Genomic DNA, 22,133 nt, shown 5'->3' on the forward strand with positions numbered 1-22,133 from the left:
TTTAAGTTGATGTGAGGAGGATTTTCAGAATGGCAAAGAGTCAGAGTGCCAGCCTTGACAGGAAAAAGCTTTTGGCCGACCCGATCATGGTGACGACCATTGTGCTTTTGGTGGTATTTCTTACAATATTCATCTTGTATCCGCTGGCAATACTTCTGGTAGACAGTTTCGTTTCGGACAATGGACTTACGCTTGATACATTTAAGAGAGTAATGGCGCTTCCCAATTTCAGACGCGCTATCACCAATACTCTTAAGGTTGGTTTTTTGGTTGGAATTGCATCAGCTCTCATAGGCCTTTTGTTTGCGTATGTGGAGGTCTATGTTAAGCTTCGTACAAAATTCATGGAGGGACTTTTTAAGGTAGTATCAATGCTTCCTGTTGTTTCACCTCCCTTTGTTTTGTCGCTTTCAATGATCATGCTTTTCGGAAAAGCAGGTATCATTACAAGATTTCTTTTACATATCTATGACAACAGTGTGTATGGATTCTGGGGTATTGCAATAGTCCAGACCCTTACATTTTTCCCTGTATGCTACATGATGCTCAAGGGGCTTTTGAAAAATATCGATCCTTCCCTTGAGGAAGCAGCAAGAGATATGGGCGCTTCCAGATTCAAGGTATTTATGACGGTTACACTTCCCCTTATCCTTCCTGGACTTGGAAATGCATTTCTTGTAACCTTCATCGAGTCTATTGCAGACTTCGCAAACCCAATGATCATCGGTGGTTCATACGATACTCTGGCAACAACGATCTATCTGCAGATAACAGGTGCTTATGATAAACAGGGTGCAGCTGCCATGGCGGTAGTTCTTCTGGCTATAACACTCATGATGTTCGTGGTTCAGAAGTATTACCTTGAGGCAAAGAGTACTGCAACACTTTCAGGTAAGGCATCAAGAGAGCGTATGCTGATCACCGATAAGAGTGTTACTGTTCCTCTTACCATCATGTGCTCAGCTCTTGCGATATTCGTAATCATCATGTACATCTGTGTTCCCTTCGGTGCGATGTTCAGGACCTGGGGATATGATTTCCATCTGACCTTTAAGTGGTTCGGTCAGGTATTTAGCAAGTACAAAGGCTTTAAGGCATTTAAGGACAGCTTCATTCTGTCACTTATTTCAGCTCCTATAACAGCTCTTTTGTCTATGATAATCTCATACCTTGTGGTAAAGAGAAAGTTCAAGGCCAAGGGCTTTATTGAGGCGGTATCTATGCTGGCTATGGCAGTTCCCGGAACGGTTCTCGGTATCGGATATATAAGAGGATTTTCCGGAGGTCTCTTCGGCAGCGGATTTCTTCAGGGACTCTACGGAACAGGAGCAATACTGGTTATCGTATTCGTAGTACGAAGCCTTCCTACAGGTACCAGAAGCGGAATTTCAGCCCTTCGCCAGATTGATAAGAGCATTGAGGAATCAGCTTATGACATGGGTGCAGACAGCTTCAAGGTATTTATGACGGTAACACTTCCGCTCATTAAGGACAGTTTCCTTAGCGGCTTTGTTACCTCCTTCGTAAGGAGCATTACAGCCATCAGTGCTATCATCCTTCTGGTTACACCTTCTTATCTGCTCATCACAGTTCAGATCAACGAGTTTGCAGAGAAGGGTGCTTACGGAATAGCCTGTGCGTTTGCAACTATCCTGATCCTTATTACTTACACAGCGGTTCTTCTCATGAACATATTCATGAAGTACTTCGGAACCAGCCGTAAGGTAAATTTAGAAGACTGACACTTAACATAGATTAAAGCCGCATGAAGATGCGAGATAGGTGGATAAAATGGCAAAAGAGAAAAAGGGCGTACGCCTTGAACATATTTCAAAGATATATAAAGATCCAAAGACAGGAAAAGATTTCTACGCAGTAAAAGATCAGAACCTTGAGATTGAGCCGGGCAGCTTTGTTACACTGCTTGGACCATCAGGCTGTGGCAAGACAACCACACTTAGAATGATAGCGGGCTTTGAGTCACCGGATGAGGGCGAGATATACCTTGGAGGAGAGCCTATCAATGCTCTTACTCCCAACAAGCGTGATACAGCCATGGTTTTCCAGAGCTATGCGCTTCTTCCTCACTACAACATTTTTGACAACGTAGCTTACGGACTTAAGCTTCGCAAGATGGATTCCGAGACCATCAAGAAAAAGGTTACTGATATCCTTTCACTGGTTGGACTTGAGGGAATGGAGAACCGTATGACAAACCAGCTCTCAGGTGGACAGCAGCAGAGAGTTGCTCTTGCAAGAGCACTGGTAATTGAGCCAGGAGTTCTTTTGTTCGATGAGCCATTGTCAAACCTTGATGCCAAGCTCAGGGTATCCATGAGAACTGAGATCAGACGTATCCAGCAGGAAGCCGGAATCACAGCCGTTTATGTAACTCATGACCAGTCAGAGGCTATGGCCATTTCAGATAAGGTTATCATCATGAACAAGGGTGTGGTAGAGCAGGTGGCAACACCACAGGAAGCATACTACTATCCAAACAGCAAATTCGTTGCTGACTTCATCGGTGAATGTAACTTCCTTAAAGCCAAGGTAACAGGTCAGGATATGGTTGAGATCGATGGATCGGCCGTAAAGTGTGCTACAGGAAGCCTTCAGACCGGCGCAGACTGCGATGTGGTTCTTCGCCCTGAAGGAGCTGTTCTTTCAGATACAGGAGCCATTAAGGGCATTGTTGATTACTCATGCTTTATGGGTGCTTATCAGGATTATCGCATCAAAGTCGGCGAGAGTTTTGTTAAGATCCAGGAATACAATCCCAAGAACAAGAAGATATACAATGTCGGTGATACTGTATGTCTTGGCTTTGAGGATAATACATTATATGCGCTATAAAGGGGTAATATATGTCTTTAGCTACTATTATTGATTATTTGCAGGGAAGCAGCAGTATAGCTGTTGGCATAAGGCTGGTGGTAGCCACTGTATTCGGAGGCCTTGTAGGCTGGGAGAGGATAATAAAGCACCACAGTGCAGGTATTAAGACCCACGCACTGGTAAGCCTTGGATCAGCCTCAGCTACAGCACTAAATATTTACCTTGCCATGCTTCCCGGACTAAATGCCGACGTCAGCAGGATTCCCGCCGGTGTTGTAAGCGGAATCGGATTCTTGGGAGCCGGCACAATACTGGTTACCGGCAGAAAGCAGATAAAGGGATTATCTACAGCTGCAACACTCTGGGTTACCTCCTGTATGGGAATGGCTATAGGAGCAGGATATCTTGAGATTGGCTGTGTATGTCTTTTGATGGTTGCCTTTTCGAATATCCTTCTAAAGCAGCTCTCCAACAAGGTGGAAGGTTACAGCAAGTACATGAACATCTACATCGAGGTCAACAAAAGCCGCGGTGTAAACAAGCTCATGAAGATGCTTTCGGATCAGGGCTTTACAATTCTTAGCATGACCAAGAGCAAGGAAAAGACTCTTCAGTCCTCCGATACAGGCCTGATCCTTGATCTGGATCTGGATAAAAAGAGATCACACCATGAGATACTAAACATGCTCAGCGATGAGGAATATGTCAATTACGTAGAAGAAGTTTAATAGTTTTGCAAATCTGTTTTAGAGGGACAAAATACTATGATAATTGAAGGTTGGCAGGTCAATAATTTCCTAACACTCTTTATACTGGTAATGATTCTTGCATTCCAGAGAAGAGGCAGCAGAGTTAAGACAAGCAGAATGTTTACGTACATTATCATTACCACTATTGTGCTTGTCGTTGCCGATACGTTTGCAAGGATAGGAGAGAACAGAGGAGGTTCCTACATTCTCATGGCCTTTTTCGGCAACCTGATAATGTTCCTTGTAGATCCTCTTATCATCCTGTTTTCAGTCATCTATATAGACTGCTGGATGGATGAAAAGAATAAGAAAGCACGAAAGATTTCCAAGATTGTCTTTCATATATTTGCCACTTTAAACATAGTATTTGTTCTTGCAGATCAGGTTTTTGGCCTTAAGTGGTTCTTCTATTTTGAAAGAAGTAATTATTTCAGAGGGAAACTCTTTATGGCAAGGGCTGTTGTGCTTGCTCTGTTCATGCTTCTTGTTACGGTTTATCTGGTTGCCTTCAGGAAAAATGTACTTAATGATTACAGAAGAACGCTGTATGTTCTGCCGGTATTTGCTCTGATCGGTACAATTGCTCAGATTCTGTATAATGGAATAAATACCACATACACCGCAGGTTCATTGGCTTGTCTGATACTGTTTATCAGTTTTCAGAGTAATGATGTCAACATGGATAACCTGACCGGAGTCTTAAACAGACGAGGATTTGATATCAGGCTTGAGCAGATGATGAAGAGCAGCGCATCAGGAGACGGAGATTTTACAGCTGTTTTGCTGGATATCGACAACTTCAGAAAGATCAACGAAAGCTGCGGCCATGAGGAAGGCGACGGTGCGATTATGGTATTTGCCGATATGATCATGGACGCTTTCGGAGAAAACTGCAAGATTGGCAGGATTGACGGAGTGACCTTCTGTGTGCTTTTGGAAAATGCATCAGAACCGGAGATAAAAGAGGGAATCAGAAGAGTAAGAAACAGTCTTGAAAGAGTAAGAAAAAAATGCGACTGGGATGAGAGCGTTGGAGTAAGAAGTATCTATGAGACCTATGATCCCGGTATTAACATGAATTCTTCGGAGTATAGAAAACACCTTGATAGCCTTATGCATGAACAGGGGGTATAACAGGGAGAATCAGCACCATGCAGGAAGATTTTCATTACTATGGAACATATTGCGCGGCGTATCTGGCAGGGTACTCCCACGAGGAGAGCCTTGACATCTGTTACTGCGCCCAATTTGTTGATCTTTGTTCAACTACATTTTTATCCAAAATAAAGGCGCCCACCAAGGCAGCCACAACCCAGCTTCAGCTGGAGATGATGGATGCAAGGACTGATATCATAGGCCTTCAGGACATTACCAGAATCTGGGCATCCTTCCACTTTCTTCCAAGAGATCTGTATGCTTACAAACCAAAGCGCACAAAGAGATACTTGAATAAATTCAGGCTTATCTGCGGACCAAACGGAGATCTTTTGGAAAAGACCGTAAGGATTGCGAAGGATAAGCCTCTTCAGCATGCAGGTATTGCAATGCATGTACTCGCCGATACCTGGGCACACATGTACTTTGCCGGGACGCCTTCACTTGTCATCAACAATGTAGATAATTCGTTTTTTGAGATCATAGAAAAAGACGGTGAGGAGATAGCAAGACCTATCAGGTTCAGGCATAATCCATCAGCTCCCGATGACATTGAAAAGGGCCTATATACAAACAGTCTTTATCAGTCAAACGAGAATTCCATCATGAACTTAGGGCACGGAAGAGCTGGGCATTTCCCTGATTACTCTTTTGCCAAATACAAATATATGCCTGCCTGGGGAGATTACATGGAGGTTTTGAAGGACAACCCGTCTGACTACGAGAAGGCCTTTACGCAGATGGTATATGCTCTTAAGTACTTAAGGGGCGAAGTGGAGTCTTTTAACAAAGATACTTATGACACCTCCGTGATGGAGAAGTATGGCGACAGAATCAGAAGCATAATCAGAAAGAGGCAGCTGAATGCCTGCGCTGACTGGAAGAGCTTCGGCGAGGAGCTATCCGGTGAGAGCATTGAGGATTTTGATATCACGAAATATGAGGATGAATACGACCTGATTCCGGCCGATTCCAAGAACAAGTCCTTTATTGGCAAATTCATTGAGGGAGCTCTTTTGCAAAAGGGAATGGTGACGGATGAGATATCAAAGGCCGGTATAAATCACGCCGGATTTGTACTTCCAAAAGAACTTAATCTGAGGAAATCGGGATGACGAAACTACAGAAAATCAGAAATTCATTATTCGGGATAGCCATGATGGTGGCAGCAGTTGTTATGGCTTATAAACCAAAGGATGCATACGAGAGCGTGATTGTCTTTATGGCACTGGGCTTTTTTGTTACGAGCATCGCAACACTTGGGTACTACTTCACCATGGCCAAATACATGGTGGGAGGCAGAATGATACTGTACAGAGGTGTCGTGCTGTTTGACTTTGCGATTCTTACAGGCTCGATCACGGATGTTCCCAGATTTTATGTGATCATTTATCTTGCAGTGCTCCATCTTTTCTCGGGACTTGTCGAGATACTAAGGTCAAGGGAGGCAAGAGCCAGCGGCGGAAGGGGCTGGAGACTCAAGCTCTTCCATGGAATCTTTAACATGTCGATTGCAATCGGATGTATTGTCCTTGCCAGAAGAGTAAATACCGCAGTCTATATGTACTGCTTTGGTATATTCTACTCGGGGCTTATAAGAGTGATACAGTCTTTCAGAAAGACAACTTTTGTTTATATCAGGTGATCCGGATTTAATGCCGCTTTCCATGGCTTTGGAGAGCGGTATTTTTGCGCCTTTTTTTAAAGTGCAAAAATATATAAACTTTGGCTTGGATTTTATAAATACACCCCTTTTGCGCTTTGATAGAATACAAATCGGTTGAAACTTTTTGGAAAAAGTGCGCCTTTTGTCTAGAAAAAAGATACTTAAATGGTTTTAAGATACTTGTTTGTCATGTGGCAAAAAGTTATGATATATGGGCATGAAAACGTTTCCGGGGGTGTTATATGAAATACAGAACTCTTGTTGCAGATGATGAACCTATGATTAGAAGAGGAATCATCAGTTTCCTTAAGGCCTATGATGATTTTGAAGTAGTGGCCGAGGCGGAAGACGGTGAGATGGCTCTTGAGAAGTCCAAATCGACAGTTATTGATGTGTTCTTTGTGGACATCAACATGCCCTTCCTCAATGGACTGGATTTCATTAAGGAGCTTAAAAAGCTCTATCCTCAGGCACTTGTTGTAATAATAACCGGGTACGATCTCTTTGAATACGCAAGAAAGGCCGTAGGCCTTGGAGTATTTGACTATGTACTTAAGCCTCTTATGGAGGATCCTTTCGATGAACTTATCGGAAGGATCCGTGAGGCTCTCAGTAAGCGCAGCGGCGAAGAGATGGAAAAGAAATACCTTGAGTGGGCAAGGGACAAGATGAACGAGAGCAGAGAGCTGCTCGTTGCCGAACTTGTCAAAAAGATAATTGACGGAAGACTCTCGGAAGATGAGATAACCCAGGAGTGCAATTATCTGAATCTCAGGATCCCTGAGAGCTACTCAATGATCCTTGTCAGGATGGACACAAGGCCTACAGAGGAACTAAACGGAGACTGGAACGACGATCTATTGTACTTTGTATCGGAGAACATTGCGCTTGAGATGTTTGCATCTCTTGCCCTTGAGAGCAGATGCAGAGACGAATCAGGAAATCTTGTGCTCATAACTTCTCGCATGGATGAGAGTCTTTTGGCAGAGAAGGCTGATGAGTACATCAGCTATATCTCAGGAATACTTCCTGTAAAATGCGTAATTGAGACTGCACTTGGCTCAGGCCTTGGCTCAATCGCCGGCACCTATCAGGAAGCACTTTCAAGAGCTTCAGAGAACACCGGATATTCCTCCATCATGGAATCAGTTCTTGAACTGATGCAGGAGAACTATTCAAGAGAGGAGTTCTCTCTTCAGGAGGCAGCAGATAAGGTTGGACTTTCGGTTCCGTACCTCAGCCGCGTCTTCAGGAAGGAAGCAGGCTGTACCTTCGTTGATTACCTCACAAACTTAAGAATGCGGAAGGCAAGCATTCTGCTGCATGACGAGGAGATGAAGATCTATGAAGTTGCTGAGAGCGTAGGCTATACATCACAGCAGTACTTCAGCCTGGTATTTAAGAAGAAACTGGGAATCAGCCCTGTAGAGTACAGGCAATCAATCAAAGAGAATAAGTAAGCGAAGCGACTACAACATTTCTGCCCCGCAGATCGTGTATTGTAGCACAAAAAATAAGGATGCAACGGCTGCCCGAGCGCCAAAAAGCGGCGCTCAGCGTACTGTCCGCTGCATCCTTCTTTTTTTGTGCATACAGGTCACTAAGCGGGGCAGGCATGTTGGAATAGCGCCTTGAGCATGCAGAACTCATGTCCCAGGGACGATGAAGTACGATATTGCCACAGATTTCGGATAGGAGTAGCCCCTTATGCAAGCTTTTTTCATGTCCCGGGGACGAAATCTTCTAAAATTGCCACAGATTTCGGATAGGAGTAGCTCCTTATGCAAGCTTTTATCATGTCCCTGGGACGATATCTTCTGATATTGCCACAGATTTTGGATAGGAGTAGCTCCTTATGCAAGCTTTTATCATGTCCCGAAGCCGATATCTTCTGATTTGCCACAGATTTCAGGCATGTCCTAGCTGGGTTTGTGGCAGGAAGGGGAGTTTGAGACCTTGTGACATGTAAAAGACTTGCATACAACCTGATTTCTGGATGATTTTTATGGCAGGGAGGGGGGTTAGAAGCCTTGTGACATGTAAAAGGCTTGCATACAACCTGATTTCTGGATGATTTTTATGGCAGGAAGGGGAGTTTGAGGCCTTGTGACATGTAAAAGGCTTGCATACAACCTGATTTCTGAATGATTTTTATGGCAGGAAGGAGTATTAGAAGCCTTATGACATGTAAAAGGCTTGCATACAACCTGATTTCTCGATGATTTTTATGGCAGGGAGGAGTATTAGAAGCCTTTTGACATGTAAAAGGCTTGTGTACAAGCTGATTTCTGGATGATTTTTATGGCAGGGAGGGGTATTAGAAGCCTTTTGACATGTAAAAGACTTGCATACAACCTGATTTCCGGATACACAAGGTTCATGTCAGCCCCGCTTAGTGACCATAATGTACAGATAGATACCGGAGTCAAGTGACAGTACGCTGGGCGCCGCTTTTTGGCGCCCGGGCAGCGCTTGGCTCCGGTATTTATCTGGACTACAATCCCTAAGCTGCGGGGCTTTTTGTTCTTCTTTGCAAGCCTAAATATCAAATGCTGACATAAGGTTAAAAAACTATAAACTTCGGACAAATCAGTCTAAATACTTTTACTTACTCCTTAGCTAGAATCAGTATTGTAAACAACGAAAGGGCCCATAAGGAAAGGGCCAAATAAGGAGGATAATATGAAGAAAAGATTAGTTAGTTCGATTCTGTGTGCAGCTATGGTTGCTGCAACAATCGCAGGCTGTGGAAGCGCTGCTCCTGAGACTGCAGCTACAACTGCTCCTGCTACAACTGTTGAAGAGGCTGAGACACCTAAGGCAGATGCTCCTGCTACAGATGATGCAGGAAGCGAGAAGCTCGTAGTTGGCTTTGCACAGATCGGACAGGAGTCAGGCTGGAGAGATGCTGAGACAATGTCAATTCAGACATATGCTGCAGAGCATACAGATACAGTTGAACTCAAGTTTGCTGACGCTCAGCAGAAGCAGGAGAACCAGATCAAGGCTATCAAGAGCTTCATCGAGCAGGATGTTGATGTTATTGGACTTGCACCTGTAGTTGAGACAGGATGGGATCAGGTATTTGCAGAGGCACAGGATGCTGGAATCCCTATCATTCTTCTTGACAGAACAGCTGATGTAGATGAGAGCCTTTATGCTACATTCATCGGTTCAGACTTCATCGAAGAAGGTAAGGAAGCTGCTAAGCAGATGGCTGAACTCATCGGTGGAAAGGGTAAGATCGTAGAGCTTGAGGGAACAGTTGGTGCTTCTGCTGCAACAGACAGAAAGACAGGTTTCGACGAGGAGATCGCTGCTAACTATCCAGATATCGAGATCGTAGCATCACAGACAGGTGACTTCACAAGAGCACAGGGTAAGGAAGTTATGGAGTCATTCCTTAAGTCAAATCCTGATATCGTTGGCGTATATGCACACAATGATGACATGGCACTTGGCGCAATCGAAGCTATCAAAGAAGCAGGCCTTAAGCCCGGCGAAGATATCGTAACAGTATCTGTTGACGGTGTTAAGGGAATCTTCGAGGCTATGGTAGCAGGCGAGGCTAACTGCACAGTAGAGTGCAATCCTCTCCTTGGACCACTCTTCTTTGAGACAGCTGCTAAGCTTAAGAACGGCGAAACAGTTGAGAAGTGGGTTAAGTCAGTTGACGGCGTATTCACATCAGATATTGCTGCGGACGTTATCGATTCAAGAGCTTATTGATCAGTAAAGAGTTAGTAAGAATAATCCGCTCCGTTACACTCCGGAGCGGATTTTTTAAAGGAGGAGAAGGGTGAGCGGTCAGACAAAACTCTTAACAATGGAAGGCATATCCAAGACCTTTGGTAAAGCGGTAATTGCCTTAAATAACGTACAGTTCGAACTTGAGGCCGGAGAAATCCATGCTCTTCTGGGCGAGAACGGTGCAGGAAAATCCACACTTATAAAAGTACTTACGGGTGTTGAGGAGAGAGATGAGGGAGAGGTTTTTCTTGAGGGGAAAAAGATCCATCCCAAATCCACAAATGAGGCTCAGCAGGTGGGTATATCAACGGTTTATCAGGAGGTAAATCTTTGCCCGAACCTGTCTGTTGCGGAAAATATCTATATCGGAAGAGCTCCAAAGACGAAGATGGGAGCAATTGACTGGGCAGCTATGAGCAGAGATGCAAAAGAGCTCCTTAAGAAATTTGATCTGCACCTTGATGTAAGTAAGAAGCTCGAAAACTATTCAGTAGCTATTCAGCAGATGGTTGCCATAGCAAGAGCCAGCGACATTAAGGCAAAGGTGCTTATATTGGACGAGCCCACAAGCTCTTTGTCCAAGGTAGAAGTAGATAAGCTCTTTGAGATCATGAGAAGGCTTAAAGCAGAAGGCATGGGAATCATATTTGTAACTCATTTCCTTGATCAGGTATATGAGGTTACAGACAGGATCACAGTCCTTAGAAACGGCACTTATGTAGGTACATACAAGACAGCTGAACTTCCAAGAATGGAGCTTGTATCAAAGATGATCGGTAAGGACTATGCAGTCCTTAATCAGTCTCTTAAGGAAGGTCAGGCAGAAAAAGAGGGAACAAGAACAGGCGATGAGCTGATTTCCATGAAAGGTGTATCACACCAGGGAAGCATATCCGGAATGGACCTCTCGATTTCAAAGGGAGAGGTACTTGGTCTTTCAGGCCTTCTTGGTTCAGGAAGATCGGAGACAGCAAGAGTACTGTTTGGAATAGATCAGGTAAACAGCGGTGAACTGTATATCAATGGGGAAAAGGTACACCTAAAGCATCCTATAGATGCCATCAGAAAAGACCTTGCATTTTGTCCTGAAAACAGAAAGACGGAAGGAATTATCGGGGACCTTTCAATCAGAGACAATATGGCACTTGCTCTTCAGGCAAAGAAGGGACTCTTTAAAAAGATATCAAAGAAAGAGGCCCAGAGAATTGCCGATGAGTACATAGAAAAGCTTGAGATAAAGACGCCGGATGCAGATCAGCTGATAAAGAACCTCTCCGGAGGAAATCAGCAGAAGGTGATCCTGGCAAGATGGCTTGCCACAAATCCGCAGCTTCTTATGCTGGATGAGCCCACAAGAGGTATCGATATCGGTACAAAGGCTGAGATCCAGAAGATAGTAATAGATCTTGCAGCTCAGGGGATGGCTGTACTTTTCATATCATCAGAGCTCGACGAGGAACTCAGATGTTGCAGAAGGATCGTTGTGCTAAAAGACATGGAGAAAGCAGGAGAAGTAGTAGGGGACAACATCTCAGAGACAGCTGTGATGCAGATCATGGCAGGAGGAGAAAAGTAATGAAAAATAAGCAATATAAAATAACGCAGAATCAGGCGTTCTGGCCTGTGATCATATTCCTGACCATCATATTGTTCAACACGATAATGACAAGAGGAGAATTCCTCTCCATATCAATAGTTGACGGACACTTCTACGGAAGAATCATTGATATCTTCAGAAACGGTGGTAAGCTCATGATCCTGGCAGCAGGTATGACCATGGTTCTTGCAACAGGCGGAACGGATATCTCTGTTGGCTCGGTAATGGCCATAAGCGGAGCCATTGCCTGCAGTATCATAAGAGGAAATCTTCTTCCGGGACTTGGCGGAAACGTAGCAGCAGCTATACTGCTTGCTGTATGTGCAGGAATCATCTGCGGACTTTGGAATGGATTTTTGGTAGCACAGATAAAGATCCAGCCTATTGTCGCAACCATGATACTTCTTGTTGCAGGAAGAGGAATTGCACAGCTCATCACAAGCGGAAAGATCATAACCATCAATTCCGATGCGTACTATTTCATCAACGGCGGCTATATTTTAGGACTTCCATTCCCGCTGTACATAGTTCTTTTCCTGGTTGGAATATTGCTCCTGTTCGTTCACAGAACATCCTTCGGACTGTTCCTTGAGTCCATTGGCTGCAACTCACTGGCTTCAAAGTTTGCAGGAATCAAGGTAAACAGATACCTTCTTGCAATCTACACCATTTCAGGAGCCTTTGCTTCTGTGGCAGGACTTATCGAGAGTGCGGGAATCAAAGGCGCTGACTGTAACAACGCAGGTCTTAACATCGAGCTTGATGCCATCCTTGCAGTAGCCATCGGCGGAACCAATCTTATGGGCGGAAGATTTTCAATATTTGCAAGTGTGATCGGAGCGCTGATCGTTCAGAGTATAACTACAACAGTTCTGGCACTTGGTGTTCCGGCAGCATATATCAGGGTTTTGAAAGCTCTTTTGATCATAGTTATCTGCCTTTCACAGTCGGGTAAGTTCAAACTGCTTTTTGCCAAGAAGAATCTTGAAAGTAAGAAGAAGGAGGCAGTTGCACTATGAAAGAAAAGCTGCGAATCAAAAATATATCACTTACCATGACCATAGTTCTTTTCCTGATCATGTTTATCTTCGGATCGGTCAGATACGATCATTTCTTCTCATTGTCAACGTTCCTTAATCTGTTCAATGACAATGCGTACCTGATGATCGCAGGAATTGGAATTACATTTGTACTTATTACCGGTGGCATTGATATTTCCATCTCATCAACCATCGCCTTTACCGGAGTTTTCATGGCCTACAGCCTGCAGAAGGGTATCCCGTCTTATGTAGTCATTCCCGTAGCGCTCCTTATCGGAATCATCGTCGGCGCAGTTCAGGGAAGCCTTATCCATTACTTCAGGCTTCAGCCCTTCATTGTTACGCTGGCAGGACAGTTCCTTATGAGAGGACTGTGCGTGGTAATAAGTGAAGCTTCGATACCTATTACAGATCCTTTCTTTAAGTTTATGGCGCTTGGAAGAATACAGATAAAGCTCGGCGATTCCAAGGCACTCAACGGAAAGATATACTACTATGTTCTTATCTTTGTGGCAGTTCTTCTTATAGGTCTTTATGTACTTAAAAAGACTCCTTTCGGAAGAGCGGTATATGCCATCGGAGGAAGCGAACAGTCTGCAGAACTCATGGGACTCAATGTTGCAAGAACAAAGATTGGGGCGTATATTATAAGCAGTTTCTGCGCATCACTTGCAGGTGTAGTATTTAGTTTTTACACACTGGCAGGCTATGGACTTCAGAACATGGGAATGGAGCTGGATGCCATCTCATCAGCGGTTATCGGCGGAACACTTCTTACGGGAGGTGTCGGCTCAGTATTCGGAACAGCCGTTGGCGCGATGATCCAGGGTATTATCCAGACAATTGTCACTTATGAGAATCTCAATACTTGGTGGACAAAGGTTACTATTGCAGGTCTTCTTTGCTTCTTTATTGTGGTTCAGAGAATTATAGCTGTAAGAGCTGAAGCCATGAAGGGAAAAGAGCTGGCGGCAGCATAAATAAACTTTGCTTAATGAGGATGAGAGTAATGAATAAGTTGCAAACAGGATCAGGAATAACCAAGATACGTACTAAACTGATCCTGTCGCAGATATTCATTGCCCTCATCCCTTTTGTTTTGCTGGGAATCGTGGGAGTTTTGTTCTCAATCCGCGAAGCTAGGAAAAATGTGACCCAGCGCACATCACAGACGGTAATACAGGTCAGTCAGACTCTTGATACCTATATGGAGGATCTGGACAAGCTGGTTCTTACGGTATCAGATGAGATCGCAGCAGCGGACCTTGGTGATGACTGGGATCAAGAAGCCATGATCGTAAGCAGGTCAATGCAGAACATCATGGGCAGATACGACGAGATTGCCGGTATGCTATATGCTGATTCCAATGACAGATATATCAGCACCGGTATCACCAGAATATCTAGGGATTCTTTTCAAAAAGAGAACTGGTACAAGGTGGCTTTATCAGACCCTGATAAGAGTCACAAGATCAGTACGGTCACAGGAAGAAACATCACTACGGACGTAGGTTACTCGGTGGACGATGTCTTTTCCATTGTAAAGGCCGTTAAGGACAAGGAAACAGGGGAAGCCAGGGGCGTGCTTCTTATGGATATAGGGCACAGTATCATTTCCTCAGCCATCAGAGAATCCCAACAAGGCGGCGAGGGATTTGTTTTCGTGCTGGATGAAGAGGACCACATGGTCTATACTCCCATAAATCAGGTAGTATACAGGATCAGACCCGAATGGCTCACCGACGAAGATGAGACCATGACCGTCGACATAGACGGAGGAAGGTACCTTATCAGATACAAGGAGTCTGAAAAGACAGGATGGAAGACCGTTTCTGTCACCTCCTACGACGAGCTTATGGGCGACTACAACAGGATGATTGGCGTTTTTGCTGTCATTCTGGTTGCAACTCTTTTATTGGTTCAATATCTTTCAATCAGGGTTTCAGACAATATCACAAGACCCATCAAGCACCTTAGAAACCTTATGATGCAGACGGAAGAAGGAAATCTGTCCCTAAGGTTTGAAAGTAACTCACGCGATGAGATTGCAGACCTTGGCATGAGCTTTAACCATATGATCGTGAAGATCCGAGAGCTTTTGGACAGAGTAAGACATGAAGAAGATCTTAAGAGGAAGGCTGAGCTGAAGATAGTTCAGGAACAGTTCAAGCCTCACTTTCTATATAATACACTGGACACCATCAACTGGATGGCCAGAGAGCACGGGGCAAAAGACATTGTCAGTCTCGTAGATGCCCTGACCAATGTATTCAGGATAAGCCTTAGCCACGGCAAGGACTATATCACCATCAGAGAAGAGATCAATTATATTTCCAGCTATCTCTATGTACAAAAAACCAGATATGAAGATAAGCTCTTATTTGAAATTGATGCGGACGAGGACTGCATGCAGAGGCAGGTGCCAAAGCTGATTCTTCAGCCCCTTGTTGAGAATGCCATCTACCACGGCATTAAGCTTAAGAGGGGTACGGGACACATCAATATTTCTGTGCATCGTATCGACGACAGGATCTGCATGAGTGTTGAGGACGACGGAAAGGGAATGGATGAAAATACCAGAGATTCCTTAAGGGACCTTCTAAAGACCGGCGAGCGCACAGATGATGTGAAGGTGGATGACAATCAGAGCTTTGGACTCTTTTACGTAAAAGAGAGACTCCAGCAAAGATACAGGGATAACTACAGCGTAGAGGTTGAGAGTACTCAGGATATCGGCACACGCATATCCATATACATACCTTTTTTTGAAGAGGAGACCGGTGTAATCTGATGAAGATGTTAAAAGAAAAATGGCATATATTAAGTGCACTGGCTGTGATGGTGCTTGCTGCGCTTACCATAGGAGGCTGCCACATGATTCCCTTAGGGGATAGTGGGAGCCAAAAAGGCGTTGCGTCAATTATAGGTGTATCCCAGGCTAACATGAGAGAAGAATGGAGAGTTGCGCTTATAAACGAGCTCAGGGAAGAGACTGAGAAGTATGAGGATATTCAGATTGTAACCACAGATGCCACAGGAAGCGCAGCCAAGCAGGTTCAGGATATAGACAATCTCATTGGCTACGGAATGGATCTTCTAATAATTTCTCCCTGTGATGAGAAGATCATGGGAGAGAAGATAAAAGAGGTATATGACAGCGGAATACCTGTAATTGTCATGGACAGATCAGTAGAGGGCTTTGACTACACTCTTTATATCGGCCCTGATAATGGAGTTATAGGGCAGCAGGCAGGATCCTATATCATTGATCACCTGGGCGATAAGGGGGGAGACGTTGTTGTGCTTCAGGGAAATCCGGCATCAGTTCAGGGAACTGAGAGGTTATCGGGATTTAAAGGAGCTATTGAGAATGCGCCCGGTATCACACTTCATGAAGTATACCTGGCAGCAGAGTCCAAGGATGCTGCCTATGATATCGTAGTAACGGCCAAAAATATTGTTGAAAATTCTGATATAATTTTTGCCTACAGCGACTCAATGGCACTTGGAGCCTGCGATGCACTTAAGGCTCTGGGACTCGACAATAAGGTCATGATAGTTGACTGCGACGGCTTTAAGGGAGCAGATGAGGGCATTGATCTGGTGTCTCAGGGAAGGCTTATGGCTACCGTTTCCTGCCCTATCGGAGGCAAGGAAGCCATTGATTATGCCTTTTCAATCTTAAACAATGAGAGCGGAGTTCCCAAGCAGGTGATACTTCGCAGCAACATTATTGACAAGAGCAACGTGGAAGAGAATTTAAACCGCATAAATGCCGATACTTCAGATGACGGCAGAAAGATAAAGGTCGGCTACTCCCAGGTAGGACAGGAGAGTAACTGGCGCCTTGCTAACACCAAATCCATTGAGGAATCGGCGAAGGCCTTTAATATTGATCTGCACATGGAGATTGCTGACCAGTCTCAGGAGAAACAGTTTGAAGCAATAAGGTCCTTTATAAAAGAGGGAGTTGATGTTATAGTAGTATCTCCAGTTGTTGAGACCGGCTGGGATGAGGTCCTAAGAGAAGCCAAGGCAGCAGGCATTCCTGTTATAATGTCCGATAGAAATGTACTTGTGGAGAACAGGGAAGAGAACCTGACAACGACGTATCTGGGTGCGGACTTTGTAGAGGAAGGTCGCAGAGCCATGCGCTGGATCAGGGACAATGTGGACAGCACGGGCGGCGACATGAAGATCATGGAAATCATGGGAAATGTCGGCGCATCTCCCACAGAGGAGAGAGATGCGGGCTTTAGGGAGATTCTTGAAGAGAATCCCGGATATGAAATATCATATTCCGCTTATGGCGATTTTACTTTTGACGGTGGGAAAAAGGTTATACGAGAATATCTTGAGAAAAACGAGTGGGACATCGACATCATCTTTTCCCAGAATGACGACATGGCCCTCGGTGCAATCGAGGAGCTTAAGGCCCATGGAATAAAACCCGATGAAGATGTTAAAATAATCTCAGTGGATGCCACCACGGAGGCTTTTGAAGCTATGGTCAGAGGAGAGCTCAGCTGCGCTGTTGAGTGTAACCCGATAATCGGACCACAGCTCATGAAGGCCATAAGGGACCTCTGCAGCGGTAAGCAGATGCCCTTCAGGATCATCACAGATGAGAAAGTTTACGATCAGTCCGTGGCGGAGGATTATATTCGCAAGAGGAGATATTAAATCGGAGGATTGTAATGATAAATCACTTCAATGCTTTTATTTCTTACAAGCATGCAGACCTTGATAATAAGATAGCCGCCTCTATTGTAAAGGACTTGGAGCGCTTTCATATACCGAAGAAGATACAGAAAGCTACCGGTGTAAAAAAGATAGAGAGGATATTCAGGGATAAAGATGAACTTCCAATAACCAGTGACCTGGGGGATACCATATCACAGGCGCTTGAAAACTCTGACTTTTTGATCGTTATCTGCTCTCATAATACCAAGCAATCAACCTGGGTTGAGAGGGAGATTGAGTACTTTTTGCAGAGTCATCCGATTAACCGGATCCTTACTGTGCTTTGCGATGGTGAACCAAACGAAGTTATTCCGCAGATTCTTTTAAAGGGAAAAGACATATTTGTGGACGAAAACGGTGTAGAGCACATCAGGGAAATCCCCTACGAGCCGCTTTCGTGCGACTACCGCTTGCCTTACAGAAAGGCCAAGGCTGAGGAACTTCCAAGGCTTGCTGCTGCGCTTATCGGCTGTTCTTATGATGAGCTGATAAACAGAAGGCGCCAGTACAAGATGCGCAGAATGAATGCGATCTTTGCAGGTGCGCTTACGTTAACGCTTGGTTTTGTAGCGTATATGATGCATTCCAATGCGCTTATTCAAAAGAATTATCTGGAGTCGCTCAAGAATCAGTCCAGATATCTGGCAAACGAATCCGAAATAAAGTTAAACGATGCGAACCGAATCGAAGCTATGCAACTGGCACTGGCATCGCTCCCTGAAGGTGAAGAGGATATAAGGCCTGTAATTCCAGAGGCTGAAAGAGCTATCGCCAAGGCTTCTTACTCCTATGTGTCACTTGAGGGCAGCAATATAGGTGCTGTTTGGAATTACAGAATGCCCGGGCGTGTAAAGAGCTTTAAGCTATCTGAGGAAGGCTCATATTTTGCTGCTATGGATGAGAGCGGTGTTGTTATGGCCTGGAAGACAGACGAGACCCATGAGATGGTTCTTTATGAGGATAATGCTGCCGACAAGGGAACAGGCTTTTTCTTCCTTGGAGATGACAGACTGATACTCTTGTGCCAGGGAAGCGTTTCGGCTTTTGACCTTGGTGAGAGTAAACTTTTGTGGAAAATAGAGGATGAACAGTCAAAGCAGCTCTTTGTCGATGATGTCTTTGTGCTGCCCGGAGGGGATCTTCTTCTTCCCGGAGCAAAGGGAAATGTAGATATTGTTTCTGCAGATGACGGGAAACTTAAAAAGTCTTTCTCTCTTTTTGGAGATGATTCTAATATGCTTGATGTTACTGATTTTGTTATGTCTGAAGATGGGACAAAGCTCATTTATATTCTGGCAAACAAGACAGATATCAATAATTATATTTATAGTCTGCATGAGTATGACCTTAGCACCGGGGAGCAGCTTGTAAACGATGAGATCGGCAGCTGGGTTACAAGGATAGTCTCTGCCGGTGACAATATCTATCTGGCATGCAAGGAAGATATGGACGGATCCAGCGTTCAGCTAATGAACTTTAGATTTGTAACGGAGGACAAGGCAGAGATCAAATGTATTTCCATAGAGGATCTTAGTGAGAAATGGACATCTGAAATTACAGCTACAGACGTGTATTTCAACGCAGAATTTCTTCCTCTGGCGGGCGGAAAGATTGCCTATTATGAGTCCGACACCTGCAGGATATGGGATGCAGAGACCGGAGAGATACTGGGAACTTATAATACCAATGATTCGATTATCGATATAAGCGATAATGATGGGAACGGAGAGCCGATGTTTATTACCAAAGGCGGAGCTACAGCAGCTCCTGCAATGTTTGGGGATAAGCAGGGAGTATCTGTCTTTGACAGATTTACGGACAATCTGTCAGATGCTCTTGTCGGGGGAGGAGTCTATACATTAAGCGATAATGCAAGACAGGTAATATACTATGGCACCAAGGTCTATGATGAAGAATGGAAACTTATTGATGAGGTTCCTGATTTTAAAACAGGCAATACCTATTTGCTAACCGAAGATGTATTGGCAATTTTGGATGATGAAGGTGAAGGAGCCAAGATAATCTTTGTTGATCCGGCAGAGAAGACATACCTGGGTAAGTGTGTTTTGAGTGAAGATATTCCGTCCTACAGCTATAGACTGATAGGCTCATATAATGGCACGTTCTATGCAGCTGTAAGTAAAGGGCTGGTTTTAAGAATAGTGAAGGTCAATCTTTCTGACATGACACTGGAGGAAGAGGTTATCAACGAGGATTACAGCAAGTATGAGCCGTATTGTTTTTTGAAAAATGGGAAGCTTGTTTATATCAATAGCGGAGAAGGATTTGAATATACAATTGTTCAAAGGGATCTTGCCACAGGAGAAGAGAAAAAGGTTGAATTTAATACCGCCTTTAGCGACGTATATTACATTGAGGAGATAGATAGCGTATATATTAATGCAGATACCGATCTTCTGGCTGATATGTCTAAAGAGACGATTACTGAGATAGACTTAGGAGAAGGTTTTGGAGACGCAGTCCTGGCTTCGGCAAACAGTGATGGCAGTATCATTGCTGTAAGCGACAGCGAGATTATAAAGCTCATAGGAAGAGATGGTGAAATTATTGGTGAGATATTCTGTGGTGGAGTCGCACCAATGGATATTACCTTTATAGATGCTGACGGAAAAGAGATCATAGTTGTGGCATACACTAATGGAACGCTTTACCGCTATGATAAAGAAACCTTTGAATTTCTGGGAAAAAGTGATCTTTCTGTTATAGGATCATCATTTGTTTCGAATAAATACTTTGTCTATGACAGTGAAAAGGGCCTGCTTTATTTTAAAAACAGTGATATCACAGATGTGGTGGAGACAGATACCTGGGTCGAAGTTACATGTATCTATAATTCTTTTGGCCATGACAAAAAAACAGACACCTTCTTAACTTACGGTTATGACCAAAAGTCTACGGAAGGTGTCGTTGGATACTTTAAGCATTATTCTGTGGATGATCTGATCCAAAAGACAAAGGATTATCTTCATGGTGAAGAGATGTCAGTGGAGCAGAAATCCACATACGGAATTACCGGATAATTAAACTTCTGAATACAATCTGTTAAACAGCGACCCTCTGATAATATATATGTCATGAGGGTCGTCTTCACGACAGGCAATATAGTCGCCAGGATTTCCCAGGTAGTATTTCTCATTGTCCCAGGCAGTGAAGACCTTTGCACCGCGCTTTAGAGTCTTTGCATAGATACAGGAGGTATCTGTGGTGCTCACAGTCTTTGCAAACTCCATGATGGATTTCTTTTTGCCCGTAGTAAGGGACTTGATCTTTGGCGGGTATTCAAGAGTCTCTGTGTAGGGGCTCTCTTTTAATGTGTAGCTCTTTAGGAGCTTTTCTTCTTTTATGGGGTAGATCTCGCCCTCGATTCCAATCATTATATAAAGATCCGGCTCAACGGTTATATCTACGTCTCCCTCAAGAGTTCTGATGGAAACAAGTGTCTTTTTTGGGAAAACATCGGTGAGCTTAACGCAACCTCTGTCCTGAGGAAGCTTTTTGTATCTGCCCATTTCTGCTGTATCAAGGGTGGTCTTTAAGGCGTAGATTACATCATAGCTGTCATAGTAAAGGCGGAGTCTTTCTTTAAGTATTTCGTCTGCACTTTTTCCTTCAATCTTCTCGGGACGGATGGATCCGCCGGCTTTGTAGATATGTCCACCGCCGCCTCCGATGCCTTCTGCAAGGAAAGCAGCAAGATCGTTGGCATGAACTTCCTTGGAACAGCTTCTTACAGAGAACTTGATCTCTTCAGGGCTCTCGTAGTAGGCAATGCAGACATCAACACCTGCAGTCTCTAGTGAGAAGTCGCTCATTACTCCAAGAATATTGGGGTCGCAGGGCTCAGCCTGGATTATCATGTATCTGTTGTCATCAAAAAACTCGTATCCGAGGATAGCCTTACCGGTTATCTTCAGCTCTTTTAAAGAGATATTGGAGTTGCTCATTCTGACAATAAGGCTCTTATTGACGATAAGCTCATCCATCATATCCCTGTCCAGAGGATGGGATACTTCGGAGAGTTTGTTGGTATCTGTATAAAGACCGTAGTATAGGGCAGTAGAGAGCTTTTTGTTTGTGCTTATTAGCTCTTTTGCATTTTCACCTTCTGCACATATCATGTCCCAGACGACAGTAGATGCGCTGCCGATGTTACTGCGAACCTCAGAAAGTTCAGGCAGATCAACGGTCTTCTGGTGATGGTCTATAATGGCGATATTCTGCGCCTTTGACGTGGTCACATTTCTCTGGCCATACTGGCAATCAACGGTTATCAGAAGCTCAGGCTCTTCGTCGTAGTCAGGGACATACTCTACGGGAATCTTAAGCTCTTTTAACATGATCATAAGGTTGCTCTTCTGGATCTTGTTTCGTCCTCTGTAGATAAAACGTACATCCTTGCCGGCGGCCTTAAAATATGTATAGAGGCCAAAGCCTGAAGCAAGGGCATCTGCATCAGGGTTGTCGTGGCACTGGATCACTATATTTTCAAATTTTAGAAGGTCTTGTAGTTTCATAATATTTCCTTTATCTTTGTTTTTTCAGGCGTATAAATTCTAACATAGTAGGATGTCCTTTGC

The 22,133-nt window shown here is 44.1% G+C and carries 15 protein-coding genes; 14 read left to right on the forward strand and 1 reads right to left on the reverse strand.

What is annotated here, in order from left to right:
• Window positions 1–29 precede the first annotated feature (29 nt).
• The 14 genes from G632_RS0107670 to G632_RS0107735 all read left to right on the forward strand — a co-directional run bounded on the left by G632_RS0107670 (window position 30) and on the right by G632_RS0107735 (window position 20,576).
• The gene (locus G632_RS0107670; protein ID WP_022768435.1) at window positions 30–1,742 is read left to right on the forward strand and encodes an ABC transporter permease; all 1,713 of its coding nucleotides are present in this window, start codon (window positions 30–32) and stop codon (window positions 1,740–1,742) included.
• A gap of 49 nt (window positions 1,743–1,791) precedes the next feature.
• Window positions 1,792–2,853: an ABC transporter ATP-binding protein gene (locus G632_RS0107675; protein ID WP_022768436.1), complete on the forward strand. Its 1,062-nt coding sequence runs from the start codon at window positions 1,792–1,794 to the stop codon at window positions 2,851–2,853.
• Window positions 2,854–2,864: 11 nt separating this feature from the next.
• Complete coding sequence (locus G632_RS19275) at window positions 2,865–3,563, forward strand: MgtC/SapB family protein (protein WP_022768437.1); 699 nt, start codon at window positions 2,865–2,867, stop codon at window positions 3,561–3,563.
• Between the two features lie 36 nt (window positions 3,564–3,599).
• Window positions 3,600–4,718, forward strand: a complete 1,119-nt coding sequence (locus G632_RS0107685; protein ID WP_022768438.1) for a GGDEF domain-containing protein — start codon at window positions 3,600–3,602, stop codon at window positions 4,716–4,718.
• A 17-nt stretch (window positions 4,719–4,735) separates the two neighbouring features.
• Window positions 4,736–5,854, forward strand: a complete 1,119-nt coding sequence (locus G632_RS0107690; protein WP_022768439.1) for a DUF6765 family protein — start codon at window positions 4,736–4,738, stop codon at window positions 5,852–5,854.
• Window positions 5,851–6,384, forward strand: coding sequence for a DUF308 domain-containing protein (locus G632_RS0107695; protein ID WP_022768440.1), 534 nt, complete (start codon window positions 5,851–5,853; stop codon window positions 6,382–6,384). Before G632_RS0107690 ends, G632_RS0107695 begins: the two co-directional genes overlap by 4 nt.
• A gap of 263 nt (window positions 6,385–6,647) precedes the next feature.
• The gene (locus G632_RS0107700) at window positions 6,648–7,865 is read left to right on the forward strand and encodes a response regulator transcription factor (RefSeq protein ID WP_022768441.1); all 1,218 of its coding nucleotides are present in this window, start codon (window positions 6,648–6,650) and stop codon (window positions 7,863–7,865) included.
• Window positions 7,866–9,087: 1,222 nt separating this feature from the next.
• Window positions 9,088–10,134, forward strand: coding sequence for an ABC transporter substrate-binding protein (locus G632_RS0107705; protein ID WP_022768442.1), 1,047 nt, complete (start codon window positions 9,088–9,090; stop codon window positions 10,132–10,134).
• 97 nt (window positions 10,135–10,231) lie between these two features.
• Window positions 10,232–11,731, forward strand: coding sequence for a sugar ABC transporter ATP-binding protein (locus G632_RS0107710; RefSeq protein ID WP_035782344.1), 1,500 nt, complete (start codon window positions 10,232–10,234; stop codon window positions 11,729–11,731).
• Entirely contained in the window at window positions 11,731–12,771 is a 1,041-nt protein-coding gene (locus G632_RS19280) for an ABC transporter permease (protein ID WP_022768444.1), read from the forward strand. Before G632_RS0107710 ends, G632_RS19280 begins: the two co-directional genes overlap by 1 nt.
• Window positions 12,768–13,772 (forward strand): galactofuranose ABC transporter, permease protein YjfF, encoded by a 1,005-nt coding sequence (gene yjfF / locus G632_RS0107720; RefSeq protein WP_022768445.1) that lies wholly within the window; start codon window positions 12,768–12,770, stop codon window positions 13,770–13,772. The genes G632_RS19280 and yjfF overlap by 4 nt, the downstream gene beginning before the upstream one ends.
• Before the next feature lie 29 nt (window positions 13,773–13,801).
• Window positions 13,802–15,583 carry a cache domain-containing sensor histidine kinase gene (locus G632_RS0107725; RefSeq protein ID WP_022768446.1) on the forward strand — a complete coding sequence of 594 codons (1,782 nt, stop codon included), beginning with the start codon at window positions 13,802–13,804 and terminating at the stop codon, window positions 15,581–15,583.
• Window positions 15,583–17,475, forward strand: coding sequence for a substrate-binding domain-containing protein (locus G632_RS0107730; RefSeq protein ID WP_022768447.1), 1,893 nt, complete (start codon window positions 15,583–15,585; stop codon window positions 17,473–17,475). Before G632_RS0107725 ends, G632_RS0107730 begins: the two co-directional genes overlap by 1 nt.
• A gap of 14 nt (window positions 17,476–17,489) precedes the next feature.
• Window positions 17,490–20,576 carry a TIR domain-containing protein gene (locus G632_RS0107735; RefSeq protein WP_022768448.1) on the forward strand — a complete coding sequence of 1,029 codons (3,087 nt, stop codon included), beginning with the start codon at window positions 17,490–17,492 and terminating at the stop codon, window positions 20,574–20,576.
• Here G632_RS0107735 and G632_RS0107740 read toward each other — a convergent pair whose 3' ends face one another.
• Complete coding sequence (locus G632_RS0107740; protein WP_022768449.1) at window positions 20,577–22,070, reverse strand: DHH family phosphoesterase; 1,494 nt, start codon at window positions 22,068–22,070, stop codon at window positions 20,577–20,579.
• Window positions 22,071–22,133 lie beyond the last annotated feature (63 nt).

Origin of the sequence: Butyrivibrio sp. NC2007, from assembly GCF_000421405.1 — a bacterium.
Taxonomy (GTDB): Bacteria; Bacillota; Clostridia; order Lachnospirales; family Lachnospiraceae; genus Butyrivibrio.

Coding starts and splice junctions, on each gene's coding strand:
- G632_RS19280 (WP_022768444.1), top strand. CDS start 11,731: ATGAAAAATAAGCAATATAAAATAACGCAGAATCAGGCGTTCTGGCCT.
- G632_RS19275 (WP_022768437.1), top strand. CDS start 2,865: ATGTCTTTAGCTACTATTATTGATTATTTGCAGGGAAGCAGCAGTATA.
- G632_RS0107670 (WP_022768435.1), top strand. CDS start 30: ATGGCAAAGAGTCAGAGTGCCAGCCTTGACAGGAAAAAGCTTTTGGCC.
- G632_RS0107730 (WP_022768447.1), top strand. CDS start 15,583: ATGAAGATGTTAAAAGAAAAATGGCATATATTAAGTGCACTGGCTGTG.
- G632_RS0107685 (WP_022768438.1), top strand. CDS start 3,600: ATGATAATTGAAGGTTGGCAGGTCAATAATTTCCTAACACTCTTTATA.
- G632_RS0107695 (WP_022768440.1), top strand. CDS start 5,851: ATGACGAAACTACAGAAAATCAGAAATTCATTATTCGGGATAGCCATG.
- yjfF (WP_022768445.1), top strand. CDS start 12,768: ATGAAAGAAAAGCTGCGAATCAAAAATATATCACTTACCATGACCATA.
- G632_RS0107735 (WP_022768448.1), top strand. CDS start 17,490: ATGATAAATCACTTCAATGCTTTTATTTCTTACAAGCATGCAGACCTT.
- G632_RS0107725 (WP_022768446.1), top strand. CDS start 13,802: ATGAATAAGTTGCAAACAGGATCAGGAATAACCAAGATACGTACTAAA.
- G632_RS0107710 (WP_035782344.1), top strand. CDS start 10,232: ATGGAAGGCATATCCAAGACCTTTGGTAAAGCGGTAATTGCCTTAAAT.
- G632_RS0107675 (WP_022768436.1), top strand. CDS start 1,792: ATGGCAAAAGAGAAAAAGGGCGTACGCCTTGAACATATTTCAAAGATA.
- G632_RS0107690 (WP_022768439.1), top strand. CDS start 4,736: ATGCAGGAAGATTTTCATTACTATGGAACATATTGCGCGGCGTATCTG.
- G632_RS0107740 (WP_022768449.1), bottom strand. CDS start 22,070: ATGAAACTACAAGACCTTCTAAAATTTGAAAATATAGTGATCCAGTGC.
- G632_RS0107700 (WP_022768441.1), top strand. CDS start 6,648: ATGAAATACAGAACTCTTGTTGCAGATGATGAACCTATGATTAGAAGA.
- G632_RS0107705 (WP_022768442.1), top strand. CDS start 9,088: ATGAAGAAAAGATTAGTTAGTTCGATTCTGTGTGCAGCTATGGTTGCT.